The sequence below is a fragment of the Marinobacter nauticus ATCC 49840 genome (assembly GCF_000284615.1).
GTDB classification, from domain to species: Bacteria; Pseudomonadota; Gammaproteobacteria; order Pseudomonadales; family Oleiphilaceae; genus Marinobacter; species Marinobacter nauticus.
The window spans coordinates 574,365-586,283 of record NC_017067.1 but is presented as its reverse complement, the minus strand read 5'-3'; the positions used below and the strand labels follow the sequence as shown (position 1 = coordinate 586,283).

The window sequence follows — 11,919 nt, the reverse complement described above, 5'->3', positions numbered from 1 at the left end:
CAGTTATCGCTCGGGTTTCGGCTCTTTTCAGTGACCTGCCCCTCAAGCGAGATGCGCATTCTACAGACCTCAGCCGAGGAGTCAACGGCCAATCTGAAAAAATTTCAGATTGGCCAAAACGCCACGATAATCACTCGACAATGATCACCCGAGCAATCTTCTTTTTACCCGCCTGGATGACACACTCATCCCCTGCTACGAACATGCGCTGGCCCTCAAACTGCTGGCCATCCACATAAACCGCTCCACGCCCAAGTACGTCACGCGCCGCAGCGCCGTTCTTTACCAGACCGGCAAGACGCAGAACCGCAGGCATTGGAATCTCGCCCTGACCTTCCAGCGAAACCTCCACGACCGGCACGTTGTCCGGAATCGCACCGAGAGCAACCCGATTACCCGCCGATTTATGAGCCGTCTTTGCGGCCTCCTCATCATGGAAGCGGGTAATCAACTCTTCAGCGAGCACCCTCTTATAGTCCTGAGGATTTTCGCCGCCGGCAACCGCGGCCTTGAAGTGCTCGATCTCAGCCATTGGCCGGAAGCTGAGCAACTCGAAGTAGCGCCACAGCAGTTCATCTGGCATGGAAAGCAGCTTGGTATACATTTCCCCCGGGGAGTCGCTAACCCCCACATAGTTACCGAGAGACTTGGACATCTTCTGGACACCGTCCAGCCCCTCAAGGATAGGGACCGTCAGGATGGCCTGCGGTTTCTGGCCGTAATGCTTTTGCAGAATCCGGCCCATCAGAAGATTGAACTTCTGATCAGTGCCACCCAACTCAATATCAGCTTCCAGCGCCACCGAGTCGTAGCCCTGTACCAGAGGATAGAGGAATTCATGAATGGCGATTGGCTGCTCGGAACGATAGCGCTTGGTAAAGTCATCGCGCTCAAGCATACGGGCAACCGTATATTGCCCGGCCAGGCGAATCATATCCGCCGCTGTCATCTTGCTCATCCACTCGGAGTTGAAGACAACCCGGGTTTTTTCCCGATCCAGAATCTTGAACACCTGCTCTTTATAGGTAATCGCGTTGTCGCGCACCTGATCTTCAGTAAGCGGAGGCCGGGTAGCACTCTTTCCTGTGGGGTCACCAATCATGCCGGTAAAGTCACCAATCAGGAAAATAACTTCGTGCCCAAGGTCCTGAAACTGGCGCAGCTTGTTTATAAGCACTGTGTGGCCGAGGTGTAAGTCTGGCGCGGTTGGGTCGAAGCCGGCCTTCACTCGCAGCGGCCGACCTTCTTTAAGCTTTTCAACCAGGTCTTCCTCTGGAATCAGCTCATCAATACCTCGTTTGATAATCGCCAGCGCTTCATCTATTGATGCCATGAACCCCTCACCCCGTCTGTGACAATAAAGCGGGAGCCGGTTACAGAGGTCTACAAAAGAAATCTGTGAGTTACCGGCACCCTTGGTACAGTAGAAATGCTCAGAAAACGACCAATCAGAGCATGAAAAGCCCGGGATTATAGCAGCGGCGGCGTAGTTTGTACGACCAGCACAGCCGCTCGACTGTAATGTTGGACACTGTCGCAATTCTGTTATATGCGGTACTCTGTTGGTCTATACTTGACCTGGCGCTTTAATAAGCCGGTACAAATTACTGGATTACCGATTAAAACGGGTGAGCCACGTGCTGAAAACATTCCCCAAAACACACATTACCCTGGCGGCAGCCGCCACGGTGATCGTCTCTGCTACTGTCCTGATGAGCCCAAGCGCAGACGTTGAAGCCAAGCGGATGAGCTACACCGTCGACCTGGAACAGGGCCTGATTTCCGGGGCATCCTCACAGGAAGCCAACACCCAGGCCGCCGCTCCGGAGGCTGAGACAACAAGCGAAACAACTGAAAGCCAGAGCCAACCAATGGCAGCTCAGGCAGACGTTGCACCCGAGCCTGATATTCAGTGGCAGGAATTCACCATTAAATCTGGCGATACACTCTCCACGTTGTTCCGGAAAGCCGGATTTAACGACGGCCTGATGCTTTCGGTGATTCACGGTGACGGCGAGGCCGACAAGCTCCAACGCCTTTATGCCGGCGAGGATATCCGGTTCGGCGTGAACTCCGAGGGCGAACTGGTTGCGATTGAACTCCAACGCTCTTTGTTGGAGTCCCTCAAAATCGCGCGCACGGAAGATGGCTTTCTTGGTGAGACCGTCGTTCGCGAACCTGAGGCCAGACCGGCATTTGCCGCAGGCGTTATCGACGGATCTTTATACCTCTCAGCCAGAGACGCCGGCCTAAATGATCGCCTGACGATGGAACTGGCCGGCATTTTCGGCTGGGACATCGACTTTGTATACGATGTCAGAAAAGGCGACAGCTTCGAAGTGGTTTACGAAGAGCTTTATATTGATGGCGAAAAGTTTGATACCGGCCGGATTCTCTCCGCCCGCTTTATCAACCGGGGAGAAGATAACCTTGCCCTGCTGTATACCGATGCGAACGGAGAAAGTGACTACTATTCACCCGACGGCAAGAGCATGCGGAAGGCCTTCCTGAGAGTGCCCATCAACGCCCGCGTTTCCTCGCCTTTTAACCTGCAACGTCGCCACCCGGTTCTCGATGTGGTTCGCCCACACGAAGGTACCGACTATGCAGCACCTCCGGGGACCCCAATCAAGGCAGCCGGTAGTGGCCGGGTGAAGTTCGCTGGCTGGAAAGGCGGCTACGGCCGGACGGTGGTACTGCAGCATGGCGACAATATCACAACGCTTTACGCACATATGAGCCGACTGGGCAAAGGCATCAAGAACGGTACCCGGGTCAAGCAGGGCGAAACCATTGGCTACGTCGGCTCATCCGGCATGGTGACTGGACCCCACCTGCATTACGAATTCCGGATCAACGGTGCGCCGAGAAACTCAAGAACGGTCAAACTCCCTGACGCCAAGCCGGTGCCGGACAGCGAGATGGCAAGATTCCAGAAGTTCACCGAGCAGCGCCTGGCACAGTTCAACGTGTTCCGCGAAAGCAATCAGCAGCTGGCTCTGGCCTCGGATAACTGAGCATGGACTACTGGCTAGGCCTGATGTCTGGCACCAGCATGGACGCAGTTGATGCGGTGCTGGTGTCTTTCGACACGAACAGCCTGGCCGTCCACGAAACCGTCTCTCTACCCTATGCCGACGCGTTACGCCAGCGGTTACTGCTGGCAACACGCAACCAGGCTGACCCGGATGAGCTGGGCGAACTGGATACCCTGGTTGGCCAGCATTTTGCGGAAGCCGGTGCCCAACTGATTAAACAGTCGGGAATTAACCCAAAACAGATACGGGCCGCCGGCAGCCACGGCCAGACCATTCGCCACCAACCAGCCGGCAATGCGCCCTTTTCCCTTCAGATCGGCAATGCCGCGTGGCTATCCGAACGCCTGGGGATCATTACAGTTGCCGATTTCCGCAGCCGGGATATTGCCTCCGGCGGACAGGGCGCTCCCCTGGTACCCGCTTTTCATCGCTGGCTCTTTGCCTCACCCACTCAGGATAGATGCATTCTGAATCTCGGTGGCATTGCCAATATCACCTGGCTGCCGGCCGGATCGAGAAAGCCGGCCGTCGGCTTCGATACCGGCCCGGCCAATGCCCTGCTGGACGCCTGGTGCCTGGACCAGACCGGGCGGCATTTTGATGAAGACGGCCACATGGCCAGCGAGGGTGCGACCCATTCCGAACTGCTTGCCAGCATGCTGTCAGACGCCTACTTCAGCAAACCAGCTCCGAAAAGTACGGGCAAAGAGCGTTTCAACATCGACTGGGTGCGCACACATCTTCAACGTTTCGAAGAGATACCCGCCGAGGACGTGCAGAGAACCCTGCTGCAACTGACCGTGACAACCATTCTCCAGCAGTTACCACAGGAAAATGCGGACATGGCCGTGTATGTCTGTGGTGGTGGCACCTTCAATCGATTACTGATGAGAGAGCTCAAGGTAGGCCTTGGGTCCGCCGCACTACACACCACGGCGGATCTTGGTCTTGACCCTCAGTGGGTAGAGCCGGTGGCGTTCGCCTGGCTGGCCCGACAAACCATCCTTCAGTTACCGGGCAACGTGCCCGAAGTCACCGGCGCTTCGGGCGAGAGAATACTGGGCGCAATTTATCCACCCTGATTCAGATGGAAAATGAGCTGCCGCAACCGCAGGTCGAACTCGCATTGGGGTTCTGAACGACAAACTGTGAACCCTGCAGCCCTTCCTGATAGTCGATAGTCGCGCCCACCAGATACTGATAGCTCATTGAATCCACCAGCAGCTTGACCCCATCCCGCTCTATGACGGTGTCATCTTCTTCCTGACTTTCATCAAACGAGAAGCCGTACTGGAAACCGGAGCAGCCGCCGCCTGTGACAAAGACACGCAACTTGAGATCGGGATTTTCCTCCTCCTCGATCAACTCACGCACCTTTGCGACGGCGTTGTCGGTGAAAAACAACGGCGTGGCCATTTGTTGCTGAACTACACTCAAAGTCTGCCTCCGGCATGATATTGCTGTCAGGAAATTATGGTATTCCTGACTAAAACAATCAACTATTCGGACTTGTCCTCATCTTCACCTGAGATTGAACTCTCTGGCTGCTTTTGCTCATGCGTCAGCAAACCACTGGTTTCATCCTTGCGCACCAGGTTGCCGTTGACCGAGGCGCCCATGGCCATCTCAATCAACTGGTAATAGACATTGCCGGTAACTACCGCTTTCTCTGCCAGCTCGAGGTGGGCAGAGGCATGCACGTCACCCTTTACCTTGCCATTGATGATGATATGGGGAGCCACGACGTCGCCAACGATTTCCCCCACCTCTGACAAACGTACCACCGCATCGGAGCCTTCTTCGGCCACAACCCGGCCCTTGATGGTGCCATCCACGTGAAGACCACCGGAGAAATGAACATCGCCCTCAACCGTGGTCTTGCCGGAAATCAGGGTGTCAAAATGGCCGGGGGAACGGCGGGGTTTCTGCTTTTTCTTGCCAAGCATCTCAGTTCTCCGTTAAATCTTTCCAATCAAAGGTTCGTTCAGCCTGGGATGCCTTGCGGCCCTCCGCCTGGGCAACGACCTGAATCTCATAGGGCTCAAAGCTCTCAGGCAGGCGCAGGCTGCCCTCCACATCCTGGAAGTAGCGGAACCGGAATTTCACGCCCAGATCATCAATTTCATCCGACAGATCCCTCAGCGCAATCACCTCTTTCTCGCCATCCAGACGACCGATGACATTCACGGCCACCAGACCCGAAATATAGCTCTTGTTATTGCCAACCTGAGTCAGCACCATTTTGAAATCGAAAACACCAGACTCCCTGGCCGGGCTCAGCGTAAAACTGTCTACCTGCAGGCCCTTGCTGGTTTCCGAGGGCGCCATGATATTGCGGTAGAAGGTAAGATCCGCCTCCAGCTCCAGGATGCGGGTTTCCAGGCCGACAATCGTGTTTCGTGCCTCCCGCAGTGCCTGCTCATCGATCGCGCGCCCACGTTCGAGATTCACCAACCCCTGACGTGCCTCCCGGTATTGCTCCCGAAGGTTCTCCACCTCCTCCACCAACTGCTCGGCAGACGCCTCCGCCGAGCTGAAACGGAAGCCACCCTGGGCAAGCCCAGCGGCATATCCTGCCACGGCGGCGATGACGGTAAATGCCAGCAGAATCAGGCTGCGACGTAACCGGTAACCTGGCCGGTGGCGGATAACAACGTATTCATCCGCCGGTTTTCGAGGATCACTCACGTGCCCGACCTCACGGCAGCAAAGCCGGAGCATTCAGGCCCATGGCTTCATCCAGGCCGAACATGATATTCATATTCTGAACCGCCTGGCCGGCGGCGCCCTTCACCAAATTGTCGATCACCGATGACACAATCACGATGTTGCTGTCTTCCTGGCGGTGTAATGCCATCCGACAGTGATTGGCGCCACGGACACTGCGGGTCTCCGGATGACTGCCGAACGGCATGACATCGACGAACGGCTCATCTTTGTAACGCGCCTCATACAGTGCCTGAAGGCGATCAAAATCCTGAGGGTTATCGAGCTCGGCATACAGCGTGGCTTCAATACCGCGAATCATCGGTATCAGGTGCGGCACAAAGGTAACACCAACGCCTTTCCCTGCAGCGGCCATGAGACCCTGGCGAATCTCCGGCAAGTGCCGATGCCCGGAAGCGCCGTAGGCCTTGAAACTCTCGCCTATCTCACCGTGAAGCATGCCAATCTTGCCCTGCCGGCCGGCACCGCTGGCGCCAGACTTGGCATCGGCTATCAGCCTTGCCGGATTGACCAGGCCCTGTTCCAGCAACGGCAGGAATCCCAGCTGCACGGCTGTCGGATAACACCCTGGATTCGCAACCAGCTGAGCGTCACGAATGGCATCGCGGGCCACCTCGGGCAAGCCGTACACCGCTTTTTCGGCCCAGTCGGCACTCTCGTGGGGCATGCCATACCAGTTTGCCCAGGTATCAAGATCTTTCAGGCGGAAATCCGCCGACAGGTCAACCACGCGAACACCTGAGGCCATCAATTCCGGAACCATGCGCATGGCAACGCCATGCGGCGTGGCAAAAAACACCAGATCACAGCTCGCCAGCACCGATGCGTCGGGCTCGGAGAATTCAAGCTCATAATGGCCTCGCAGGTTGGGATACATATCGGCCACGGGCATACCCGCTTCCGATCGCGAGGTGATGCAGATAACCTCTGCTTCCGGGTGGGTAGCCAGAATTCTCAACAGCTCTACACCCGTGTATCCGGTTCCGCCGACGATGCCTACTTTAATCACTCTTATCTCCAACGTGGTCTGGACAGAATTGGGAAGTCAGGGCACGTAGTCTAACATGATAAACCAAGGACTTATTGCAGCCTGCGGGCCCGCCGTTACAATGTTGTCAGAAATCTGCTGATGATCCCGACACTCCAACCGGAACACCCCGCCAATGCGTAGCATCAGGCAACAGATTACCGAGAATCTGATCCCCGTATTCCGGCGGAAGCTCTCCGGCGTTGATGCTTTACCGCAATTGGCGGTTCTTGGCCTGCTGTCCGGCATTGTGACCGGCGGCGTAATCCTGCTTTTCCGACTCGCTATTGAATGGCCACTGGAGCATTTCCTGCCGGGCCAGGGTTCAGAGAGTTTCGAAGAGCTGGATCTGCTCACCCGGGGTCTTCTGCCACTGGCCGGGGCTCTGGGGCTGGGGCTGCTGTTGCACAAACTCGCCCTGCACGATCGCAAAGTCGGCATCGTTCATATCATGGAGCGGCTGAACTACCATCAGGGCTACATCTCCTTCCGCAGTGCCATGGTTCAGTTTGTTTCCGGCGTCACCACGGTGATCACCGGGCAATCCGCCGGCCGGGAGGGACCCGCCGTACATCTGGGCGCGGCCTTCTCCAGCCTGCTCGGGCAATGGATGCGGCTGCCCAACAACAGCATTCGTACGTTGGTCGCCTGCGGTTGTGCCGCTGCCATTTCCGCCTCCTTCAACACCCCCATCTCCGGCGTGATTTTCGCGATGGAAGTGGTGATGATGGAATACACCATCGCCGGCTTCACCCCGATTATCCTGGCGGCGGTCAGCGCTGCTATCGTCACCCAGGCGGTTTACGGCACCGAACCGGCGTTCAGTGTCCCGGCTCTGACCATGAATTCGCTGCTGGAGATTCCCTGGATTCTCGCCATTGCCGTTATTATCGGCATCGCGGCGGCCGGATTTATCCAGCTGGTAGACAGTATGGGCCGTTACCATCACCGCCCGGTCTTGCTACGAATTGCCGTGGCCGGCCTGTTGATGGTGCCCTTCGCCCTGGTGATCCCGGAAACCATGGGCATCGGCTACGATACCGTGAGCGAAACCATTCATGGTGAACTGGGATTCTGGTTACTGCTCGGCGCGGGCAGCGCCAAGCTGATCATCACCGGATTGTCCATCGGACTGGGCATGCCCAGCGGTGTTATCGGCCCCACCATCTTCATGGGCGCCACCCTGGGCGGCGCCATGGGACTGATCGGTGCCCAGATGTTCCCGGACATTGCCTCATCGGTGGGGTTTTACGCCATGCTGGGTATGGGGGCGATGATGGGCGCCGTGCTGCAGGCGCCACTGGCGGCATTGATGGCGCTGATGGAGCTCACCCGGAATCCGAACATCATACTGCCAGGCATGCTGATGATTACTACCGCCAGCCTGGTGACCAGCGAAGCCTTCGGCAAGAAATCCCTGTTCCTGACCATCCTCAAGAGCCAGGGCCTGAGCTACCAGAACTCCCCCGTTATCCAGGCACTGAGGCGGGTTTCGGTTGGCGCCATCATGGAACGGAATATTCTTCGAACCGAACGCGCGCTCACGCTGGAGGAAGCCAAGAAAGCCCTGAAATCGGAACCGAAGTGGCTTCTGGTGGAAGGCAGCAATGGCCCCACCGCCCTGCTACCGGCGGTCGATCTGGCCCGCTTTCTTGAGGACACCGAGAAACAGGCCGCCGAGGAAGGCACCGAATTACCGGAGTCCATTGATTTGATGGAAATCCCCGCCAACCGGCGGGATGTGGCACCGGTTCAGTACCAGGCAACGCTGGAAGAAGCCCTGCAACAATTCGACAGCACCCAGGCTGAGGCGCTATACGTACAACGCCATGTGGCCCCCATGATTCAACGAGTTTATGGTGTTGTGCTGCAAACGGATATCGAAAGCTACTACCAATATCGACGGAGTTAACGAATGCTTTGGGTGAAAGCCTTCCACATTATTTCCCTGGTGTGCTGGTTCGCCGGCATTTTCTATCTGCCCAGACTGTTCGTGTATCATGCCGCCTGCGAGGATGAACCAGGCAAAGAGCGGTTCAAGGTGATGGAACGCAAGCTTTACCGTGGCATCACGACGCCTTCCATGGTCGCCACAGTTGTCTTTGGTGTCTGGCTGCTCAGCTACAACTGGTCCGGGTATTTCAGCCAGGGGTGGCTGCATGCCAAGCTGACGCTGGTGGTTTTGCTGATCATCTACCACTTCTACTGTGGTCACCTTGTCAAAGTGTTCCGGGATGATCAGAACACCCGTAGCCACGTGTTCTACCGCTGGTTTAATGAGCTGCCGGTGTTTGTCCTGCTCGCTGTCGTGATTCTTGCTGTTGTTAAACCATTCTGAGGAGATCGGCCATCAAAAGCTTCACCCGCCCCCACGTACTGGTACTCTCCGGGCTGGATCCGTCTGGTGGTGCCGGCATACAGGCAGACATACAGGCCATCACATCCATCGGCGCCCATCCGCTGCCCGTGCTCACCTGCCTGACTGTGCAGGACACCCGCAACGTATATGGTGCCGAGCCCGTCAGCCCGGGCCTGATCAAACAGCAACTGGAGTGCCTTGCCCAGGATACGCCCATCCACGCCATCAAAACCGGGGCGCTCGGAAATGCCGAAGTGGTAGAGGTACTGGTGGAGTTTGTGCAGAAGCATTCGGGCGTGCCTTTGATTGTCGACCCGGTGATCAAGGCGGCTGGCGGTGGCGATCTGGCTGATGATGCGCTTGTAGCGGCCATGAAAGACAGGCTGTTTGCCAGGGCCGAAATGATTACGCCGAACGGCATTGAACTGGCTCAGCTCGGCGGCAGCGACAATCCGGCAGAGGCGGCCCGCAACCTTTTGCAGACAGGCTGCGAATCCGTGCTTGCCACCGGCGGCCACGGCACCGGCATCCACATCATCAACACACTGTATAACCACGCCCCGGAGCCCATGGAATGGGAGGTGGAACGGGTTGGCAGCAATGAATATCACGGCACCGGCTGCACGCTGGCAGCGGCCATTGCCGCCGGCCGGGCCATGGGACTGTCACCAAGAGCCGCGATTTCCCAGGCGCAGAATTACGTGCATCGGGCGCTGTTGCATGCACTGACGGTTGGCCAGGGCCAGCGGGTTCCCGACCGGGGTATTCTGTGGGAACGGTAAAGTCTCAGCTTCGACCCGGTCTTTACGCCATCACCGATAACCGGCTGACGCCTGCCGACATCCTGATTGCTTCGGTAGAGGCGGCTCTGGCCGGAGGCGCGCGTCTGGTTCAGTATCGGGACAAGGGATCGACAGCCTCTGAACGGCTGGTTCAGGCCAGGAACCTCAACAGCCTGTGCCAGGGGTTCGACGTTCCGTTACTGATTAATGACGACCCGGAACTTGCCGTCAGAGTCGGCGCCGCTGGGGTTCATCTGGGTCAGGATGATTGCTCACTGGTCGACGCCAGGCGCTTGCTCGGGGAGCATGCCATTATCGGCATCACCTGCCATCACAGCCTGAATCTGGCCCAGACAGCCGCTGACGGCGGTGCGGATTACCTGGCCTTCGGCCGCTTTTACGATTCGACTACCAAGCCCGGTGCGCCGCCGGCTTCGCCGGACGTTTTAACCGAGGCAAAAGGCCTCGGGTTACCCATTACAGCCATAGGCGGAATCACCGGTAACAACGCTGAGGCCCTGATCCGTGCCGGTGCAGACCTGGTTGCCGTAGTCGGCGGCCTGTTCGGCGGCCAACCCTCAGACATAGAAGCCCGGGCCAGGGCATTTCACCGCCTGTTCGCCCGGCATCATCCACTTTTTTCACTTTCCGAATAACAGGAGACAACCGTGAATCATTCCGAAACCCTCTTTGAACAGGCCCAGAAATATATTCCCGGCGGCGTAAACTCCCCGGTTCGGGCATTCCGTGGTGTTGGCGGTACTCCGGTCTTTTTCAAACACGCCGAGGGCGCCTATCTCTATGACGAGGATGACCGGCGGTACATCGATTTTATTGGTTCCTGGGGCCCGATGATCCTGGGCCATTCCGATCCCCGCATCAAAGCGGCGCTGCACGCTCAGGTGGATCTGGGTGTGGGTTACGGGGCCCCGACCGCCATTGAAACCGAGATGGCGAAAAAGGTATGCGAGCTGGTGCCTTCCATCGAACTGGTGCGCATGGTCAACTCCGGCACCGAGGCCACCATGAGTGCCATCCGCCTGGCCCGTGGCTACACCGGCCGCGACAAGATCGTGAAATTCGAAGGTTGCTACCACGGTCACGTAGATTCCCTGCTGGTCAAAGCCGGTTCCGGCGCCCTGACCCTGGGTGTACCCAACTCACCGGGAATTCCGGCCAGCCTGGCGGAGCATACCCTGACCCTGACCTACAACGATATTGACGAGGTTCGTGATACCTTCCGCCAGATGGGCGACCAGATCGCGGCCATTATCGTTGAGCCCGTAGCCGGCAATATGAACTGCATCCCGCCCGTGCCCGGCTTCCTGGAAGCGCTGCGGGAAGTGTGTGATGAGCACGGCACCGTGCTGATCTTCGATGAGGTGATGACCGGTTTCCGGGTATCGCTCGGCGGCGCCCAGGGATTCTACGGGGTGAAACCGGACCTGACGGCTCTGGGCAAGGTGATTGGCGGCGGCCTGCCCGTCGGTGCATTCGGCGGCAAACGCGAAATCATGGAGCATATCTCGCCGCTGGGCCCGGTTTATCAGGCCGGCACCCTGAGCGGTAACCCGCTGGCAATGACCGCCGGGCTGACCACGCTGAATGCCATTTCCGAGCCCGGGTTCCACGATCGGCTGACGGAAAAAACCAATCGGGTGAAGGATGGCTTCAAGGCGGCAGCGGATGAAGCCGGCATCCCACTGGCGGTTCAGTCCGCGGGTGCCATGTTCGGCTTCTTCTTTACTACCGAACCATCCATCACGCGCTTTGACCAGGTGATGGCCTGTGACGTGGAACGCTTCAAGGCATTCTTCCAGGGCATGCTGAAGGAAGGCGTTTACCTTGCGCCCTCAGCATTCGAGGCAGGCTTTACTACCGCAGCGTTGTCAGATGAGGATATTGAATTCACTCTGGCAGCTGCGCGCAAGGTCATGAAAACGTTGTGAGGCACCATTGCCCCCGGGATCAATCCGGGGGCAAACC

12 protein-coding genes are annotated in these 11,919 nt (G+C 57.6%); 7 read left to right on the top strand and 5 right to left on the bottom strand.

Going from position 1 to position 11,919, the window contains the following annotated elements; genetic code table 11:
• Positions 1-130 precede the first annotated feature (130 nt).
• On the bottom strand, positions 131-1,333 hold the full coding sequence (tyrS, locus tag MARHY_RS02640) for a tyrosine--tRNA ligase (RefSeq protein WP_011784227.1): 1,203 nt from the start codon (positions 1,331-1,333) through the stop codon (positions 131-133).
• A 304-nt stretch (positions 1,334-1,637) separates the two neighbouring features.
• Between tyrS and MARHY_RS02635 the strand changes: the two genes are divergently transcribed.
• Positions 1,638-3,017 carry an OapA family protein gene (locus MARHY_RS02635; protein WP_041654541.1) on the top strand — a complete coding sequence of 460 codons (1,380 nt, stop codon included), beginning with the start codon at positions 1,638-1,640 and terminating at the stop codon, positions 3,015-3,017.
• A 2-nt stretch (positions 3,018-3,019) separates the two neighbouring features.
• Positions 3,020-4,120, top strand: coding sequence for an anhydro-N-acetylmuramic acid kinase (locus MARHY_RS02630; RefSeq protein WP_011784225.1), 1,101 nt, complete (start codon positions 3,020-3,022; stop codon positions 4,118-4,120).
• A 1-nt stretch (position 4,121) separates the two neighbouring features.
• On the opposite strand, the gene erpA is transcribed toward MARHY_RS02630, so the two are convergent.
• From erpA to argC, 4 genes are all read right to left on the bottom strand, one after another.
• On the bottom strand, positions 4,122-4,454 hold the full coding sequence (gene erpA / locus MARHY_RS02625) for an iron-sulfur cluster insertion protein ErpA (protein ID WP_011784224.1): 333 nt from the start codon (positions 4,452-4,454) through the stop codon (positions 4,122-4,124).
• 83 nt (positions 4,455-4,537) lie between these two features.
• Positions 4,538-4,984, bottom strand: a complete 447-nt coding sequence (locus tag MARHY_RS02620; RefSeq protein ID WP_014420471.1) for a bactofilin family protein — start codon at positions 4,982-4,984, stop codon at positions 4,538-4,540.
• 1 nt (position 4,985) lies between these two features.
• Positions 4,986-5,726, bottom strand: a complete 741-nt coding sequence (locus MARHY_RS02615; protein WP_022991911.1) for a DUF6776 family protein — start codon at positions 5,724-5,726, stop codon at positions 4,986-4,988.
• A 10-nt stretch (positions 5,727-5,736) separates the two neighbouring features.
• Positions 5,737-6,774 carry an N-acetyl-gamma-glutamyl-phosphate reductase gene (argC, locus tag MARHY_RS02610; RefSeq protein WP_041654540.1) on the bottom strand — a complete coding sequence of 346 codons (1,038 nt, stop codon included), beginning with the start codon at positions 6,772-6,774 and terminating at the stop codon, positions 5,737-5,739.
• A gap of 154 nt (positions 6,775-6,928) precedes the next feature.
• On the opposite strand from argC, the gene MARHY_RS02605 reads away from it, so the two are divergent.
• The 5 genes from MARHY_RS02605 to hemL are packed head-to-tail and all read left to right on the top strand — an operon-like array spanning position 6,929 to position 11,882.
• Positions 6,929-8,704, top strand: coding sequence for a chloride channel protein (locus MARHY_RS02605; protein ID WP_014420468.1), 1,776 nt, complete (start codon positions 6,929-6,931; stop codon positions 8,702-8,704).
• A gap of 3 nt (positions 8,705-8,707) precedes the next feature.
• A complete protein-coding gene (gene hemJ, locus MARHY_RS02600; protein ID WP_014420467.1) occupies positions 8,708-9,130 on the top strand; it encodes a protoporphyrinogen oxidase HemJ in 423 nt (140 codons plus the stop codon).
• Between the two features lie 38 nt (positions 9,131-9,168).
• Positions 9,169-9,933 (top strand): bifunctional hydroxymethylpyrimidine kinase/phosphomethylpyrimidine kinase, encoded by a 765-nt coding sequence (gene thiD / locus MARHY_RS02595; protein ID WP_041654539.1) that lies wholly within the window; start codon positions 9,169-9,171, stop codon positions 9,931-9,933.
• Complete coding sequence (gene thiE, locus MARHY_RS02590; RefSeq protein ID WP_014420465.1) at positions 9,921-10,589, top strand: thiamine phosphate synthase; 669 nt, start codon at positions 9,921-9,923, stop codon at positions 10,587-10,589. The genes thiD and thiE overlap by 13 nt, the downstream gene beginning before the upstream one ends.
• Before the next feature lie 12 nt (positions 10,590-10,601).
• Positions 10,602-11,882 carry a glutamate-1-semialdehyde 2,1-aminomutase gene (gene hemL / locus MARHY_RS02585; RefSeq protein WP_014420464.1) on the top strand — a complete coding sequence of 427 codons (1,281 nt, stop codon included), beginning with the start codon at positions 10,602-10,604 and terminating at the stop codon, positions 11,880-11,882.
• Positions 11,883-11,919 lie beyond the last annotated feature (37 nt).

What these genes read in the sequence shown, in the direction of transcription:
- erpA (WP_011784224.1), bottom strand. Translation starts at nt 4,454, where the DNA reads ATGGCCACGCCGTTGTTTTTCACCGACAACGCCGTCGCAAAGGTGCGT.
- MARHY_RS02620 (WP_014420471.1), bottom strand. Translation starts at nt 4,984, where the DNA reads ATGCTTGGCAAGAAAAAGCAGAAACCCCGCCGTTCCCCCGGCCATTTT.
- tyrS (WP_011784227.1), bottom strand. Translation starts at nt 1,333, where the DNA reads ATGGCATCAATAGATGAAGCGCTGGCGATTATCAAACGAGGTATTGAT.
- MARHY_RS02630 (WP_011784225.1), top strand. Translation starts at nt 3,020, where the DNA reads ATGGACTACTGGCTAGGCCTGATGTCTGGCACCAGCATGGACGCAGTT.
- MARHY_RS02605 (WP_014420468.1), top strand. Translation starts at nt 6,929, where the DNA reads ATGCGTAGCATCAGGCAACAGATTACCGAGAATCTGATCCCCGTATTC.
- hemJ (WP_014420467.1), top strand. Translation starts at nt 8,708, where the DNA reads ATGCTTTGGGTGAAAGCCTTCCACATTATTTCCCTGGTGTGCTGGTTC.